Below are 16,307 nucleotides of genomic sequence, written 5' to 3' on the forward strand. Positions count from 1 at the left end.
GCAAGGATGAGGTGCTAGGCTCCCGCCATAAAAACAAAACGGGAGCGAACGCCGATGTCTGCAAGCGGTCTACCCGCCAACACGAGCGGGCTATTCGTCGAGCCGCGCGAGGACTGGCTCGCGCTGCATCAGGAGGAGATCATCGATCCCTCGCGGCCGATCGTCGATCCCCATCACCATCTCTGGAATCGCGGGCACCGCTATCTGATCGAGGAGATGGCGGCCGACATCGCCTCCGGCCACAACATCATCGCCACCGTCTATGTCGACTGCCGCTCGATGTATCGCGCGCACGGGCCCGAGGCGTTCCGGCCCGTCGGCGAAGTCGAGTTCGCCAACGGCGTCGCCGCGATGAGCGCAAGCGGTGCTTACGGCACGGCCGCGATCTGCGCCGGCATCGTCAGCCATGTGAACCTGCTGCTGGGCGACGCCGCCAGGCCGGTGCTGGAAGCCGAGATCGCGGCGGGCAACGGCCGTTTCCGCGGCATCCGGCATTCCTCGGCCTGGGACCAGGATCCCGTCGTCGCCGGCATGTATGCGAACCGGCCGAAGGGGCTGTTGCAGGATCCGACCTTCCGCAAGGGCTTTGCCTGCCTCGCGCCGCTGAACCTCAGCTTCGATGCCTGGCTGTTCCATCCGCAGATCGGCGAGCTGGCCGAGCTCGCGCGCGCCTTCCCCGACACCCAGATCGTGCTCGACCATTGCGGCGGTCCGGCCGGCGTCGGCCGCTTTGCAGGACGACGCGAGGAGGTGTTCCCGCAATGGCGCGCCTCGATCCGCGAGATCGCCAAATGCGAGAACGTGGTGGTGAAGCTCGGCGGCCTCGCGATGTGCCTGCTGGGCTACGATTTCCATCTGCGCGAGAGGCCGCCGTCGTCCCAAGAGCTTGCCGCGGCCTGGCGGCCCTATATCGAGACCTGCATCGAGGCATTCGGCGCAAGACGCGCGATGTTCGAGAGCAATTTCCCGCCGGACAAGGGCCAGTGCAGCTACCAGGCGATCTTCAACGCCTTCAAGCGCATCGCATCGCCTCTGAGCGAGGCCGAGAAGACGGCGCTGTTCTCGCAGACCGCGACCGATGTCTACCGGCTCGACTTGCCGTCATGACAAGATTTGCCGTCATGACGAGAAGAGGGGCCGGGATGTTGATCCCGACCCCTCTTCGTCGTGGCCGCTGGGAAGCGTCCTTGAAACGTTGTTGTCCGGGCAGGCGCTAGCCGGCACCCATCAGCGAGGCGGGACGGCGCTCGCCGCTGGAGGCGAACATCTTCTTGAGCTTGTTGACCACGCGGATCAGGAAACCGATCATCACGGGACTGGTCTTGCGGCAGAACGCGATCTTCTTGACGTGGCCTTCGACATGCCATTTGGCATGCGCGCCGTCGCGGAAGAAGATGACGTCGCCGGGGCCGTAGCGCTTCGGCGGCATGCCGTCGCTTTCGAGCACGATCGATCCTTCCATGATCATGATCGTCTCGTCGATGTCGTAGTACCAGTTGAAGCGCCCTTCGGTGCACGACCAGATGATGGTCGAGGCGGTACCGTCCGCGCTGGTGGACAGGATGTGCGAGCGCGACACCGGATTGCCCTCGATGATCCAGGACGGCTCGATCGGCCGCAGCTCGAGATCCACATTGCAACTGCCGATTTCAATCATTGCGCGCGACATCTGTTTCCTCAGGGAATGAAAATAGGTTTGGCCCGGTTCGGGGCCCGGATTGTTTCCAATGATGTTGGCAACGCTAGTGATCGGCTTTTAATTCTTTCTTACGCAGGCCTCGACAATCAGCCGCAAGTTGCATGTGCGAAGCAGCTAACGCCGCGATTCCCCTGCAAATTCGCGCACATGAACCCATCTTTTCCGGGGTGCGACAAAATGCGCGAAGTGACTGAAAGGAGCCGCGCTGATGCCCCTCACGCCCGAGGTTCTGACAGCCAACAGCCAGGTCGTGACCCGGCTCGGGGGCCTTGATATCTCCTTCACGCCGGACGAGGAGCCCTGGTTTACCGTCGACGGCGTCGAAAGCCCCCGGCAGATCGGCAGTGACGGCTCCGGCGGCGCGTTCGTGCTGCTGCCGTCGCAGAATGTGCTCTACGTGTCATCGGGGGGCCGCGCAGGAATTATCGCTGCTACGTTCGAGGCCTTCATCCAGCTCGTCGTGGCCCGCCCCTACTGGCTCGACATTCTCAGATTCTCCGCGGGCGGCGACCTCGCGGAGATGCGGCGCGCGGCGGATGCGCTGGAGGCGACCCTCGACGACGAGGACGAGGTCAACGAGGCCCGCGAGGAAATCCGCAAGGGCCTCGACCTGCCCGAGCCGGACGATCCGGTCGGTGCGCTCTACGAGGCGGTGGCTGCTTCCGACGCCATCGTGCGGGCCACCGACGGCAGCCCGTTCACGACGCTGTTCAACCGCTTCAGCATCGACAACAACCCGATGCTGCGCAACGCAGCGGCGTGATGGGAAGTCCTACTTCGCCCACTCGCCCTTGCGGAACACCGGTACCTTGCTGCCATCGGTGAGAATGCCGTCGATGTCGGTCTCGGCCGAGCCGATCATCCAGTCGATATGGATCAGGCTCTGGTTGCCGCCTTGCGCTGCGATCTGCTGCGGTGTCAGCTGGGCGCCGTTGACGAAGCACTTCGAATAGCACTGGCCGAGCGCGATGTGCGAGGCCGCGTTCTCGTCGAACAGCGTGTTGTAGAACAACAGCCCGCTCTGCGAGATTGGCGAGGAATGCGGCACCAGCGCCACTTCGCCGAGACGGCGCGCGCCCTCGTCGGTGTCGAGCACCTTGTTCAGCACCTCGGCGCCGCGCGAGGCCTTCGCGTCGACGATCTTGCCGTCCTCGAAGCGCACCGCGATGTTGTCGATCAGCGTGCCCTGGTAGGACAGTGGCTTCGAGCTCACGACATGACCATAGACGCGGCGGCAATGCGGCGTGGTGAAGACCTCTTCGGTCGGGATGTTGGCGTTGCAGCTGATACCGTTCTTGGACAGAGAGGCGCCGCCCTCCCATTCATGGCCGTCGGCAAGCCCGATGGTGAGGTCGGTGCCCGGTCCTGAGTACTGTAAGGCGCGGAAACGCTGGCCGTTGAGCCAGTTGGTGCGCTCACGCAGCACCGCATTGTGGCTTGCCCAGTTGGCCATCGCGTCCTCGCGATCGACGCGGGAGGCCGCAAAGATCGCATCCGCGAGCTTGCCGATCGCGACGTCCTCGGGATCGCCAGGGAACACCTGCTTGGCCCAGGACGGGCTCGGATAGGCGATGATGTTCCAGTTGGTGTCGAAATTGACGATCTTTTCCAGTGCCGGCTGATAGGCCATCGAGTTGGCCTTGCTGGCGCGCGCCACCTTGGACGGATCTTCGCCCGACAGCAGCATCGGATTGTCGCCGACGATGGCGAGCCGCGCGGTGTTGTCTGAGAATGCCTTGGCCATGCCTTCATAGAGCCAGCCGGCGGCGCGATCGAAACTGTTGTCATGACCGTGGCGGTAACGCGCCAGCGTCATCTCCTCGTCCGACAGGATCGGCGTCACGATACCGGCGCCGGCCTTGTAGGCATGAACGGCGATCCGCCGCACCAGCGGCAGCGCAATCGCGGGCGCCGTCAGGAGCAGATCCTGTCCCGGCCGCAAGCCCAGGCCCACCTTCACCGCCACCTCGGCCAGCCGGTCGAGTTTCGCAGGATCGATGGGAGTGGAGGTGATGCGTTGATCGGTCATGCCGGGTCCTCTGCCGAAAGTCTCTCGCTCAATCTAAGTCTAGCATCGCGAGACACAAGTATACGAGCGTATTGGGGGCGACGAAAGATACGCAGTTTCACGCATCTTGGTTTTCAACGCGTTGCCGATTTCAGCACCCGGTCGACCATGGCGGGAGCAAGGCCAAGGTAATTTTTCGGTGAAGTGAGCGCATCGATCGTCGCGCGGTCGATTCTGGTAGAGACGCGCGAGTCGGACGAGAGCGCGTCCGCCAGCGTCAAACCTTTCTCGTTGGCGAGCCGGCAGGCGTCGTAGACCACGTCATGCGCCTCCTGCCGCCCGATCTGCGGCGCGAGCCCCATCATGACCGCTTCGGCCACAATCAGGCCCCGGCTGATGGCGAGATTGTCGTTCATCTTCGCCTCGTCGACGATGAGGCCCGCGAGCGCGAACCTCGCCTGGTGCAGCGCCCCGGCAGTCAGCACGAAACTTTCGGGGATCGCCATCCATTCGGCGTGCCAGGGGCCGGTGGCACGCTCGAAATCCTGCACCATCGCATCCAGCATCAGGCCCGCATGCTGGCGCACCGCCTTGGACGCCGCCAGCATCAGTTCCGAGGAGATCGGGTTGCGCTTCTGCGGCATGGTCGAGGAGGCGCCGCGGCCCTTGACGAAGGGCTCGTAGACCTCGGCGAACTCGGTCGAGGCCATGATCATGATGTCGAGCGCGATCTTGCCGAGGGAGCCGGTGACGAGCGCGAGGAAGTTCACGGCCTCGGCAAAGCCGTCGCGCGCGACGTGCCAGGTCGAGGCGGGAACGCCGAGCTTCAGCTCGGTGCAGAGCGCCTCCTGCACCTCAAAGCCCTTGTCGCCGAGCGAGGCCAGCGTGCCGGCGGCGCCGGCGAACTGGCCGACCAGCACGCGCGGCTTCAATTGCGCCAGACGCTCGGCATGACGGTCGAACATCGCGAGCCAGATCGCGGTCTTGTAGCCGAAGGTGACCGGCAGCGCCTGCTGGAGATGGGTGCGCCCCGCCATCGGCGTGTCGCGATGACGCTTCGAGAGATCGGCGAGAATCTTTCGCAGCTCCGCAATGTCGCGCTCGACGATCTCGAGCGCAGCCCGCAATTGCAGCACCACGGCGGTGTCCATGATGTCCTGCGTGGTCGCGCCCCAATGCACGTAGCGGCCGGCATCGCCGCATTGCTTCACCATCTGGTGCACCAAGGGGAGGATCGGATAGCCGACGATGTCGGTCTCCTGCCGCAACAGGTCGAAGTCGAGCGCAGCGACGTCGGTCCGCGCCGCGATCTGGTCGGCGGCATCCTGCGGGATCACGCCGCATTTGGCCTCCGCCTTCGCCAGCGCCACTTCGACCTCGGCATAGCGCGCAACCAGCGCGACATCGGAAAACACCTCCCGCATCTGCGGCGTGCCGAAGGCGTCACGGAACAGCATGGAGTCGAGCACGGTGGTCGAGGCGTGAAAAGCGGGCATGGGCGTTTCTTCGTGGCTGTTGTCTTGTGTGGCAACAGCTTACGCGGGATATCAAGCGGAGCAATCGACATTCACTGTTCGACACACACTCAATGTCGTCCTGGCGAAAGCCAGGACCTCCGCGCGAGCGCCCTGCGCTCGTCGCGATCACCCCAGGAAGCAGTTCGGCGAAGACTCCATGTGCGGGACTTCTACCGCCCCAATCGATAGATTCCGCGGTATGGGTCCCGGCCTTCGCCAGGACGACATCGGGGAGATATCTCACGCGACCTCAACACCGTCATTGCGAGGAGCTCGACGAGCAATCCAGGCTGCCGCGGAAAGATTCTGGAATGCTTCGATTCTGCAGTTGTGGCCCGCATGAGCACGGTGACATGCGGGCTGCGATGCTATTCGAACCGTCATCCTGAGGTACGAAGCGCGCGATGCGAAGCAGCGCACGCGGAGCCTCGAAGGATGAGCGGCCGGGATGCAGCCGGGCCGTCCATCCTTCGAGGCCTCCGCTACGCTACGGCACCTCAGGATGACGGCGATGGCTGCGGCAGTCGGCAATGTCAGATTCACGACGTAGCCCGCGACAATCTGACCGAAACGGCCAGATTCTCATTCAGGTTGTATTCCTCCCCGAAATCAGCATGGCTGCCATCTGGCGATTGCGGTGAACCGGGCGGGCCCTTCGGCGGACTCACAGACTTCAAGTCGAAATCCATTTTGATTTCATCATTGTCCGATGTCGTCGTGAGGTCTGAGTTTTCGACGTGCAGTTTCTGTTCCGGGATCACCTTCTCGACACCGACCGGCGCGAGCTGAGCCGCGAGCAGGTTCCCATTTCCGTGGAACCGCAGGTTTTCGACCTCGTCGTCCATCTGATGGAAAACCGCGACCGGGTGGTCAGCAAGGACGAGCTGATCGACAAGATCTGGCACGGGCGCAGCGTCTCCGAATCCACCCTGACCAGCCGGATCAACGCGGCACGCAAGGCGGTCGGCGACAGCGGCGCGAGCCAGGCGCTGATCCGCACCATCGCGCGCAAGGGATTTCGCTTCGTCGGCGATGTCGAGACCAAGCTCGCAGCGGCCCCGCCGGAGCCCGGCCGGTGGATACAGGCGCCGCAGACGGCACTCGCGCTGCCCGAGCGGCCCGCCATCGCGGTGCTGCCCTTCACCAACATGAGCGGTGACCGCGAGCAGGACTATTTCTCCGACGGCATCAGCGAGGACATCATCACCGCGCTGTCGAAGCTGCGCTGGTTCTTCGTCGTCGCGCGCAATTCCTCCTTCGTCTACAAGGGCCGCGCCGTGCACATCCACGAGGTCGCGCGCGAGCTCGGTGTACGCTACGTGGTCGAAGGCAGCGTGCGGCGGAGCGGCGAGCGCGTGCGCATCTCGGCCCAGCTCAACGACGTCTCGACGGGCAGCCATCTCTGGGCCGAACGCTACGACCGCGAGCTTGCCGACATCTTCGCCGTGCAGGACGATATCACCGAGGCGATCGTCGCCGCGATCGAGCCGCAGCTCTATACGGCCGAGAGCTTTCGCGCCGGGCAGAAGCCACCTGGCAGCCTGGATGCCTGGGATCTCGTGATGCGCGCATTATCGCACCACTGGCGCATCACCCGCGAGGACAATGCGGCCGCGCAAGGGCTGCTCGAGAAGGCCGTCGCGATCGATCCCGCTTATGGCAAGGCGCTGGGCCTGCTCGCGACCAGCCATATCTTCGGCGCGCATATGGGCTGGGCCGACATGGCCGCGACCGTGCCGGTCGCCGAACGTGCGGCGCTTGCGGCGGTGGAGGCCGATCGCGAGGACGCCTGGGCCCATCACGGCCTCGCCTATACCTACCTGTTCCGCCGCCGCTTCGACGACGCGCTGGCGGAGTTTGAGCTGGCCTTGAGCCTCAATCCGAATTTCGCGATGGCGCACGCCTTCTATGGCGTCACGCTGTGCTACGCGGGACGATGGCAGGACGGCGATGCCGCCGCGCGCCGCGCGCTGCGGCTGAGCCCGCGCGATCCGCTCGCGGCGATCTATTGCGGGGTTGCCGCCTACGCCCAGTTCATCGGCCGCAACTACGAGGCTAGCTTGCAGATGGCGCGCGAATCGATGCGGCAGCGCGCCGATTTCGTCGGCGCACATCGCGTGCTGACGGCGGCCGCAGGTATGTTGGGTGATCCGGCCCTTGCCGCGTCCGCGCTGGAAGGCTTGCGCCGCGCCCAGCCCGGCATCTCGCTCGCCTGGATCACAAGCGAGCTGCCGATGCTGCTGGAGCAGGACCGCGAGCATTATCTCGAAGGGTTGCGGCGCGCGGGGATGGAGTAGACATCTCGCGCAGCATTGACAGTGCGCCCTGACCGGGGACGAAGGGAAGAGAACAACCTAAGCTACCGCGCGCCTTCCGATGATGGCGAAACGGAGCTTGCCCGAGATGAAATCGATCGCGGCGACCGCGACCAGGATCATCAGGATCAGGAACGACACCCTCTGCCATTCCAGCACGCGGATCTGCTCGGCGAGCTGGAGGCCGATGCCGCCGGCGCCGACGATGCCGATGATGGTGGCCGAGCGGGTGTTGGACTCGATGAAATAAAGCACCTGGCCGGCAATCACGGGCAGGACCTGCGGCAACAGGCCGAAGCGGATTTCGTGCAGCGCACTGCCGCCGGAGGCGCGGATGCCCTCGACCTGCTTCTGGTCGGCGCCCTCGATCGCCTCCGAGAACAGTTTTCCGAAGGCGCCGAAATCCGACACCGCGATGGCGAGCACGCCGGCGAAGGGGCCGAGCCCGACCACGTTGATCCACACCAGCGCCCAGATCAGCGTGTCGACGCCGCGGATCGAATCGAGGAAACGGCGGATCGGAAAGCGAAGGATGTTCGACGGCACGACGTTGCGGGCGGCGAGCAGGCTGACCGGCAGCGCGAACACCGCCGCGAGCGTCGTGCCGAGCAAGGCGATCGACAGCGTCTCACCGAGCGCCTTCAAATAGATCGGCAGCGAGGTGCCGGGATCGGGCGGAATCATCATCAGGCTGATCCAGCCGAGCTGGCTGAGGCCGGCGAGGAAGCGCGACGGCGAGAAGTCGAGATCGACGAGGCCGTAGATCAGGATCGCGAACGTCGCGACGATCATCGCCGGCATTGCGAGCCGCGCCGAAGCGGGCCGGTCGAACACGTCGGGATAGCGCGCGCGAAGCTGCGCGGTGTCGACCTCCTGCCGCCGCGTCACGTCCGCGCCTCCTTGCCGAACAGGCGGCCGCGCAGCCAGCCGGTGGTGATGTCGATGACGAAGACGGTGACGATGATGGTGAGCAGGATGGCGCTGACGTCCGAATAATAGAACTTGCGGATGGCGACGACGAGCTCCTGACCGATGCCGCCGGCACCGACAAAGCCCATCACGGAGGCTTCGCGAACATTGATCTCGAAGCGCAGCAGCGCGTAGCTGGCGTAGCCCGCGGTCACCTGCGGCACGACGGCAAAGCGCATGCACGACAGCCAGCTCGCGCCGGTGGAGCGGATGCCCTCGACCGGCTTCATGTCGGCATTCTCGACGATCTCGGAGAACAGCTTTCCGAGCGCACCGGTGGAATGGATCGCGATCGCCAGCACGCCCGCCATCGGCCCGAGCCCGAAGGCGATCACGAAGATCAGCGCGAAGACGATGCCCGGGACGGTGCGGGCGAACTCCAGCAGGCGCCGCACCGTAAAGCGCAGCCAGGGCGCGGGCGAGGTATTTTCCGCCGCGAAGAAGTTCAGGACGAAGGCGAAGGTCGCGCCGATCAGCGTGCCGACATAGCTGATCAGCAGCGTCTCACCCAGCATCTTCAGCCATTTGCGCCAGCCCCACAGCCACTCGCCGGCATCGGTCCAGACCCGCTGGCCGTTGTCGAGCGTGAGGATGCGATCGAAATAGCTGACGAAGTTGCCGAAATAGGTGAAGAAGGTGCGCAGGTTAACTTCGGCGCCGATCGCGGCAAGAAGCAGCGCGGCGGCGAACACCACAACTCCGAGCAAGAGACGGAGCCGCCTGCGCGCGACCGCCTGATGATAAGCGGCGTTCAGCGCAGCCAGTTGCTGCTCGGGCAGGATCGAAACCGCGACGGTCATCTGTTCAGGAAAAGTGGCCGATCAAAGAGAAAGAGCCGGGTCCATCGACCCGGCTCCAGTTCGTCGTCCCGAAACTCAGGACGCCTTCTTCTTACGCAGTGCATCGACGAACTTGATCAGCTCGATCGTGCCATCCCAATCCTTGGTGGTGGCGGGATGAAAACCCTTCTTCTGACCGTCGGAGAGACGGTCGAACGCGGCCTTGTCCTTGGTCGGCGCGTCGAAGAACGCCTTGGCGATGGCCGCCTTGGCCTCTTCCGGCAGGTCCGAGTTGTAGGCATAGGGGCCGTTGATGATCGGCGCCGACTTGTGGATGATGCGGAAATCGTCCTTCTTCATCGCCGAGCCGTCGGCGTTCTTCAGCATGCCCTTGGTCAGCATCTGCGCCAGCGTCGAATCATCGTCGCTGGTCCACTGGTTGGCCGCGACGTCAACCGTGCCCTGCGCCAGCGCGAGCATCGCGTTCTCGTGGCTGCCGGTGAAGACGACCTTGCCGAAATAGCTGTCGGCATCCGCGATGCCCATCTTGTCGAGCTCGAAGCGCGGCACGTTGTTGCCGGACGTCGAGTTCGGATCGACGAGGCCGAGATTCTTGCCCTTGAGCTGGTCGACGCTCTTGTAGGGGCTGTTCGCCTTGACGAAGAACACCGAATAGTAGCCGGTCGAGCCGTCGGCGTTGATGTCGTTGGCGAAGGCGTCGGTCTTGACGCCGGTCAGCCGGGCGCGGGCGAACGAGGCCGAGCCGTAGCTGGCGATGTGGATGTTGCCGGCGCGCTGACCCTCGATCACGGCAGCGTAGTCATTGGCGATGCGCAGCGTGACCTTCACACCCAATTCCTTGGAGAGATAGCTCACGAACGGCGCCCAGCGCTCGGTAACGCCGGAGGCGTTCTCGGCCGGAACGACCGCGAAGGTCAGCTCGGGATATTTGGCTTTCCAGTCGTCGGCGGAGGCAGAGGCCGTGAACGCGAGCGCGGCGGCGCCGGCAAGAAATAATCTGCGAGTGATCATGATACCCTCTTCATCGGTTGGGGTCGGTTGACGCAAAAACTGGCAACTACAGAAGCGCTGCGGCTCAGGCGGCGGCCGCCGTTCCGAGCGCCGGAATGCCTTCGGGCGCCGGCACCGGCGTGCCGCCCATGACGTCGGTGGCTTCGAGGTCGTAAAGTTCGCGCGCGACGTGATCGGTCAGCGCAGACGGCGCGCCGTCGAACACCACGCGGCCCTGCGCCATGCCGATCAGGCGGTCGCAATAGCTACGCGCCAGGTCGAGCGAATGCAGGTTGCAGAGAACGGTGATGCCGAAATGCTTGTTGATGCGCAGCAGCGCATCCATCACGATCTTGGTGTTGCGCGGGTCGAGCGAAGCAATCGGCTCGTCGGCGAGAATGATGTCGGGCTGCTGCACCAGCGCGCGGGCGATCGCGACGCGCTGCTGCTGGCCACCGGAGAGCTGGTCGGCGCGCTGGGCGGCGAGCGCGGCGATATCGAACTGCTCGAGCGCCGACATCGCCAGCGCCTTGTCGTGTTCGGGCCAGGTCTGCGACAGCGAGCGCCAGGCCGGCATCGTCGCGAGGCGCCCCATCAGGACGTTGGTGAGAACATCGAGCCGGCCGACGAGGTTGAACTGCTGGAAGATCATCGCCGAGCGCGCCCGCCACTGCCGCAGCTCCTTGCCGCGCAGCGCGGTGACGTCGATGCCGTCGAACAGGATGCGTCCCTGCGTCGGCGTCACCAGGCGGTTGATGGTCCGGAGCAAGGTCGACTTGCCGGCGCCGGATCGTCCGATCACGCCGACGAATCCGCCGGGGGAAATTTGAAACGAAGCGTCGTCCACCGCGGCTTTTGCGCCAAAGCGGCACGTCAGACCTTCAACCACCAGCATGCTGGGCTCCAGAGTAGCTGGGACCCACCGCTAACGCCGACGCTTGACACTTGTGTGACATGCACGTTGCGGTGCGGCGATCCAACACACCTCATCCCCTGTCATCGCTGCGTCATGACATTGTCATCAAGCCGCTCGAAGAGAAACGCCCACCCTCGCGCTTCGGATACGACATGGCCGGCAAAGCCCTTTCAGTCCAACCGACCATCGATCCCTCAGCCAAGCTGCACGAGACCAGGCTCGGCGCCTATACCGAGGTCGGCGCGCGCACGATCCTGCATGAAGTCACGATGGGCGATTACTCCTATGTCGTGAACGATTCGCAGATCACCTACGCGACCGTTGGAAAATTCTGCTCGATCGCGGCGATGACGCGCATCAACCCCGGCAATCATCCGATGCATCGCGCGACACAGGCCCACTTTACCTACCGTTCCAGCGCCTACTTCGAGGGCGAGAGGGACGACACAGATTTCTTCGACTGGCGGCGCCAGCATCACGTCCATATCGGCCACGACGTCTGGATCGGCCATGGCGCGATCGTGCTGCCCGGCCGCAACATCGGCACCGGCGCGGTGATCGCGGCCGGCGCCATCGTCACCAAGGACGTGCCGGCCTACACTATCGTTGCCGGCAATCCCGCGCGCATCGTGCGGCGGCGGTTCTCTGAAGAGATCGCCGGACGGCTTGCGCGGCTCGCCTGGTGGGACTGGGATCACGACAAATTGCGTGAAGCGCTGCCCGATTTCCGCAAGCTCGGGATTGAAGATTTTCTCTCCACGTATGAAGCACGGGCACACTCCCCTGCCAACAAACGAAGCGCGGTCGCGTGACAGACATTTTCCTCGAGGGCGGCCGGGCCCTGATCGGCACCGAGTTGGTCGAAGCTTCACTCAGCGTGTCCGGAACGGACATCGCACAGGTCGATGCCTCCCGTGGCCGGGCTCGGCTCGCGATCGATGCACGCAATCTGCTGGTGCTGCCGGGAATCGTCGATCTGCATGGCGATGCCTTCGAGCGGCAGATGATGCCGCGCGCCGGCGTGGACTTCCCGATCGACGTCGCGCTCGCCGACAGCGACCGCCAGGCGATCAGCAACGGCATCACCACGGTGTTTCACGCCACGACCTGCTCGTGGGAGCCGGGCCTGCGCAGCGCCGACAATGCGCGCGGCTTGATGGAGGCGATCGAGCGGCAGCGTCCGCAATTTGCCGCCGACACCCGCTTCCATCTGCGGCACGAGACCTACAATCTCGATGCCGAAACCGAGATCGCCCAGTGGCTCGCCGAGGGGCGCGTCGACTTGTTCGCCTTCAACGACCACATGGACGGCACCGTCGCCGACATGGCGAAGCCGCGCAAGCGCAACCGCATGGTGGAGCGCACCGGCTTGTCCAGCGAGGATTTTGACAGGCTGGTCGACCGCGTGATCTCGCGCGCCGCCGACGTGCCGGCCTCCGTGTCGCGGCTCGCGGCGGCTGCCCGCGCGGCGGACGTGCGGATGCTCTCGCATGACGATGCGACACCCGCGATGCGCCAGGAATTTCGCGAGCTCGGCGCGATGATCGCCGAGTTTCCGATCAACGAGGAGACGGCGCGGGCGGCAGCGCGCCACGGCGATGCCATCGTCTATGGCGCGCCGAACGTCGTGCGCGGCGGCAGCCACACCGGCTGGACCAGGGCATCCGACATGATCGCAAAAGGGCTCTGCTCGGTGCTGGCGTCGGATTATTACTATCCCGCGCAGCTGCTCGCCGCGTTCCGCCTCGCCGCCGATGGCGTGTTGCCGCTGACCGAGGCCTGGAGCCTGGTCTCCGCGGCGCCGGCGCGCGCCACCGGCCTTGCCGACCGCGGCATCCTCGCCGTAGGACGCCGCGCCGACATCCTGCTCATCGACGACACCGTGCCGCTGCGGCCGCGGCTGGTCGCGGTGGTCGCAGGCGGAAAGCTCGTGCATCTTACCGATGCGACACGACTGCTCAGCGCGGCGGCAGCGCCGCGCGAGGCTGCCGTCGCGGCATAAACCGGTTATGCTCGGGCAATGATTCCCCGCTACGCGATCTATTTTGCCGCCGGCGCCGACACCGCCCTCTCCCGCTTCGGCGCCGGGCTGCTCGGCTATGATGCCTATACCGGCGACGAGGTGCCGTTTCCGCCCGAGGCGCTGCACGTTGCACCGGACTGGCGCGACGTCTCCGCCGATCCCCGCAAATACGGCTTTCACGCCACGCTGAAGGCGCCCATGGCGCTCGCGCCCGGCAGGACCGAAGCGGATCTCGCCGCGGCCTGCGCGACATTCGCCGGCGAACGGCGGACAATTCCGGTGATCCGCCCTGTCATCGATGCCATCAGCGGCTTCATTGCCGTCATTCCGGCCGAGCCGGTCGATGCTCTTCAGCAATTTGCCGCCGATTGCGCCCGTGAATTCGATTCCTTCCGCGCGGCCCTCACTGCGGGAGATCGCGCGCGGCGGAAGCCCCACAAACTCACCGAGCGGCAGCGCGATTATCTCGACCGCTGGGGTTACCCTTACGTGATGGAAGAATTCCGCTTCCACATGACCCTGACCGGCCGGCTGGATGCAGAACGCCGCGGCCCGATCCTGGAGATGTTGCGGACGCGGTTCGCGTCGCTTCGTCTGGACACGCTGGCGATCGACCGCCTCGCCCTGTTCAAGCAGGACGAGACCAAGGCACGCTTCCGCATCATCGGCGAGTGGGCTTTGGCGCGGTAGACCTCAGCGCCAGCTCGCAAGATTGAAGGCGAGCGCCACCGCGCCAACCAGAACGAGGCTGGTCGCCCAGACTGCATCCAGATTGAACCAGCTTCGCGAGACGAACCTCAATCCCAGATAGCGGTAGACCAGCCACGCCAGACATCCGCCGGCGCTGACCATGGCGGCAACGTGCACCAGGGACACCAGCACCGCCATCCCGAGACTTGCCTTCATCAGCGCGCCCGCCGCCTCATGGCCGGCATCGAGCTCGAAGGCCTGGCAGAGCCCGAGATAGATCGGCACGAGCATCAAGGCCGCGCCGTGGGCAATGGCAACGGCGAATGACCAGAGCGCCAATTGCGTTGGCGGAATTCGTGCCAGCGCGCGGGGATGGCGCCGCTCGATCAGCCGATAGACACCGAAGCCGATGACGAGAAGGCTCGCGCCGAGCTGGATCGAACGCTGCCACTCGGCCAGTACGAGCAGGAACGCGAATGGCAGCAGCACGAGAAGTGTTGCCAGGAGATGTCCGGCCGCCAGAGCCCACAACGCACGGAACAGCGCGCGTGGGTTCTTGTCCATGAGCCCGGCCGAAACGGCGAGCGGCCACCCCATTCCCGGATTGACCCCGTGGTAGAGACCGCTCGCAACAAGAGCGAGCCAGAGCCAGCCAAGCGCCGGGCTCGCGTGCCCCCCATCTAGACCGACGGGTAGCAAAAGGAGTCCGTCGAACAATCGCCGCCCTCGAGCCTGATCTGGTGCGCACGATATCCGTCGGGGAAGCTCACGAAATAGTCCTTGTCGAGCTCGAGGCCGCCGTTGCGGCCGACATTGGCCATGACTTCCACGCCCGGAACCCCATCGGGATAGAACTGATCGTCCCAGGTCGAATAGAGCGAATTGGTCCAGTACACGCGCCTGCCGTCGCGGCTGATCTCGACCATCTGCGGACCGGCCGCAAATGCCTTGCCGTTCGGATGGGGAGTGCGGCGCGCGATGCCGCCGATGTGGACGGAGCCCGCAAGCTTCGGCTTTCGCGGATCACTCACATCGTACTGGCGCATTTCACCCGTGCCCCAGCAGGAAACATAGAGAAACCGGTCATCCATCGACAGGTCGATGTCGGTCACCAGCGGCGGCACGGCGCCAAATCCCTGCAGCAGCGGCGGGAGCTGCTCCTTTGGCGCGGGTTCGGGAGGGATCGTCGCCGTCTTCTCAGCATGGAATTTTCCGCCTTCGCGCCACCAGGTCCAGATCGATGCTTCGAGGTTGGTGGTGTCAACCACAACGCCCACGAAGCCGTATTCGCGAACCGGATCGTGTGCGGGCCGCACTTCCAGCGCCATCTGATGATTGGCGCCGAGGTCGATGGTTTGCACGTTGCGCCGGGCGCGGAGATCCCAGAAGTGGAGACGATGGCCATATTTGTTCGACAGCAGATCCTCCGGGACGATCCCGTTCTCGAACTGCGGCGGCAACGCCCATTCGCTCGTCACCATGTAATCGCGCGGCAGATTCCACCAGAAGTCATAATGCAATGTCTGCGGGCCACGGTCGATCTCCCATCGTCCAAGCACCTCGAACGTCTCGCAATCCATGACGAAAACGCCTGGAGGTCCGTTGGTGCCGTCCTTGCCGCCGCCGCCCAGCGTGCTCACATAAATGCCGTCCGGCCCGCAATGGATGGTGTGCGGCCGCGAGTAGCCGGTCTTCTTGAAGACCTCCTCTGGTTCGATGATCTTGTGGATCTTGGCTTTGGTCGGATCGGGCTTGGTATCGATGATGTAGATCCGCGACGAGCGCAGCCCGGGGATGATGAGATAGCGCCGCTCGATGAAGGCGTGTCCGGCGAGCGGCGACAAGGCGGAGGAGCAGGCATTCCAGCCGAAGTGATGAAACTCGTCGCCCTTGTTGGGCATCGTCACGGTGTGGACGATTTGGCTATAGGTCGGCGATCCCGGCTTGACGTCGATGACCGCGAGAGCATCCGGCTTTGAGAAATCCGGACTGAGCAGCAACGTATAGGCAAAGTTCTCCGCAGGTGCTTCCATCGCAAGCTTGGGCGATGCGTGAAAGGTGGGATCCGGCCTCATCGTCATGGCACTGCCTCCCTGTTCTGTCGGTTCGCGCCAACCTGGCTCGGGATAGCGGCATAATGAAGAGCTGTTATGCGATGTCCTGATATGCTCCGCGGGCTTGGTTGGCGAGCGTACAATACGTCATCGCCGGGCTGCGGGAAACGGCCCGAGCCGCGCTAATTCGACGCCTCCAGCCAAATGGAAGCCGGCGGGATCAGGCTCGGTGTCGTCCCCAGCCCAGGGCGCAATTGCGCACGGGGGCCGGGACCCATAACCCCAGGGAGCGGTTGTGGCGCGAGATGGTAACCTCGAGTCTTCGT

16 protein-coding genes are annotated in these 16,307 nt (G+C 64.6%); 6 read left to right on the forward strand and 10 right to left on the reverse strand.

Going from position 1 to position 16,307, the window contains the following annotated elements; all coding sequences use genetic code 11:
• The first annotated feature begins 54 nt into the window (after positions 1 to 54).
• Positions 55 to 1,107, forward strand: a complete 1,053-nt coding sequence (locus tag XI09_RS23055) for an amidohydrolase family protein (RefSeq protein WP_271568891.1) — start codon at positions 55 to 57, stop codon at positions 1,105 to 1,107.
• A 106-nt stretch (positions 1,108 to 1,213) separates the two neighbouring features.
• Here XI09_RS23055 and XI09_RS23060 read toward each other — a convergent pair whose 3' ends face one another.
• Entirely contained in the window at positions 1,214 to 1,669 is a 456-nt protein-coding gene (locus tag XI09_RS23060; protein ID WP_271568892.1) for a cupin domain-containing protein, read from the reverse strand.
• A gap of 238 nt (positions 1,670 to 1,907) precedes the next feature.
• Here XI09_RS23060 and XI09_RS23065 point away from each other — a divergent pair, with 238 nt between their 5' ends.
• Complete coding sequence (locus XI09_RS23065) at positions 1,908 to 2,462, forward strand: hypothetical protein (RefSeq protein ID WP_271568893.1); 555 nt, start codon at positions 1,908 to 1,910, stop codon at positions 2,460 to 2,462.
• Positions 2,463 to 2,471: 9 nt separating this feature from the next.
• On the opposite strand, the gene XI09_RS23070 is transcribed toward XI09_RS23065, so the two are convergent.
• From XI09_RS23070 to XI09_RS23080, 3 genes are all read right to left on the reverse strand, one after another.
• Positions 2,472 to 3,728, reverse strand: coding sequence for an aminopeptidase (locus tag XI09_RS23070; protein ID WP_271568894.1), 1,257 nt, complete (start codon positions 3,726 to 3,728; stop codon positions 2,472 to 2,474).
• Positions 3,729 to 3,841: 113 nt separating this feature from the next.
• Complete coding sequence (gene pcaB / locus XI09_RS23075) at positions 3,842 to 5,203, reverse strand: 3-carboxy-cis,cis-muconate cycloisomerase (protein ID WP_271568895.1); 1,362 nt, start codon at positions 5,201 to 5,203, stop codon at positions 3,842 to 3,844.
• A gap of 560 nt (positions 5,204 to 5,763) precedes the next feature.
• Positions 5,764 to 6,069, reverse strand: coding sequence for a hypothetical protein (locus XI09_RS23080; protein ID WP_271568907.1), 306 nt, complete (start codon positions 6,067 to 6,069; stop codon positions 5,764 to 5,766).
• Between XI09_RS23080 and XI09_RS23085 the strand changes: the two genes are divergently transcribed.
• Complete coding sequence (locus XI09_RS23085) at positions 5,962 to 7,521, forward strand: winged helix-turn-helix domain-containing tetratricopeptide repeat protein (RefSeq protein WP_271568896.1); 1,560 nt, start codon at positions 5,962 to 5,964, stop codon at positions 7,519 to 7,521. The genes XI09_RS23080 and XI09_RS23085 overlap by 108 nt on opposite strands.
• A 57-nt stretch (positions 7,522 to 7,578) precedes the next feature.
• Here XI09_RS23085 and phnE (XI09_RS23090) read toward each other — a convergent pair whose 3' ends face one another.
• The 4 genes from phnE (XI09_RS23090) to phnC all read right to left on the reverse strand — a co-directional run bounded on the left by phnE (XI09_RS23090) (position 7,579) and on the right by phnC (position 11,193).
• The gene (gene phnE / locus XI09_RS23090; protein WP_271568897.1) at positions 7,579 to 8,427 is read right to left on the reverse strand and encodes a phosphonate ABC transporter, permease protein PhnE; all 849 of its coding nucleotides are present in this window, start codon (positions 8,425 to 8,427) and stop codon (positions 7,579 to 7,581) included.
• Positions 8,424 to 9,308: a phosphonate ABC transporter, permease protein PhnE gene (gene phnE / locus XI09_RS23095; protein WP_271568898.1), complete on the reverse strand. Its 885-nt coding sequence runs from the start codon at positions 9,306 to 9,308 to the stop codon at positions 8,424 to 8,426. The genes phnE (XI09_RS23090) and phnE (XI09_RS23095) overlap by 4 nt, the downstream gene beginning before the upstream one ends.
• Before the next feature lie 75 nt (positions 9,309 to 9,383).
• The gene (gene phnD / locus XI09_RS23100) at positions 9,384 to 10,319 is read right to left on the reverse strand and encodes a phosphonate ABC transporter substrate-binding protein (protein WP_271568899.1); all 936 of its coding nucleotides are present in this window, start codon (positions 10,317 to 10,319) and stop codon (positions 9,384 to 9,386) included.
• 64 nt (positions 10,320 to 10,383) lie between these two features.
• The gene (phnC, locus tag XI09_RS23105) at positions 10,384 to 11,193 is read right to left on the reverse strand and encodes a phosphonate ABC transporter ATP-binding protein (protein ID WP_027543449.1); all 810 of its coding nucleotides are present in this window, start codon (positions 11,191 to 11,193) and stop codon (positions 10,384 to 10,386) included.
• Between the two features lie 173 nt (positions 11,194 to 11,366).
• Here phnC and XI09_RS23110 point away from each other — a divergent pair, with 173 nt between their 5' ends.
• The 3 genes from XI09_RS23110 to XI09_RS23120 are packed head-to-tail and all read left to right on the forward strand — an operon-like array spanning position 11,367 to position 13,927.
• Entirely contained in the window at positions 11,367 to 12,026 is a 660-nt protein-coding gene (locus XI09_RS23110; RefSeq protein WP_271568900.1) for a chloramphenicol acetyltransferase, read from the forward strand.
• Positions 12,023 to 13,216, forward strand: a complete 1,194-nt coding sequence (locus XI09_RS23115; RefSeq protein WP_271568901.1) for an alpha-D-ribose 1-methylphosphonate 5-triphosphate diphosphatase — start codon at positions 12,023 to 12,025, stop codon at positions 13,214 to 13,216. Before XI09_RS23110 ends, XI09_RS23115 begins: the two co-directional genes overlap by 4 nt.
• Positions 13,217 to 13,234: 18 nt before the next feature.
• Positions 13,235 to 13,927 (forward strand): DUF1045 domain-containing protein, encoded by a 693-nt coding sequence (locus XI09_RS23120; RefSeq protein WP_271568902.1) that lies wholly within the window; start codon positions 13,235 to 13,237, stop codon positions 13,925 to 13,927.
• Positions 13,928 to 13,930: 3 nt separating this feature from the next.
• Here the strand turns inward: XI09_RS23120 and XI09_RS23125 are convergent, their stop codons facing one another.
• Together XI09_RS23125 and XI09_RS23130 are read right to left on the reverse strand one after the other, a co-directional pair.
• A complete protein-coding gene (locus XI09_RS23125; protein WP_271568903.1) occupies positions 13,931 to 14,524 on the reverse strand; it encodes a hypothetical protein in 594 nt (197 codons plus the stop codon).
• An 83-nt stretch (positions 14,525 to 14,607) separates the two neighbouring features.
• Positions 14,608 to 16,008, reverse strand: coding sequence for a selenium-binding protein SBP56-related protein (locus tag XI09_RS23130; RefSeq protein WP_271568904.1), 1,401 nt, complete (start codon positions 16,006 to 16,008; stop codon positions 14,608 to 14,610).
• Positions 16,009 to 16,307: the final 299 nt, after the last annotated feature.

It is taken from the genome of Bradyrhizobium sp. CCBAU 11386 (genome assembly GCF_028128955.1).
GTDB lineage: Bacteria > Pseudomonadota > Alphaproteobacteria > Rhizobiales > Xanthobacteraceae > Bradyrhizobium.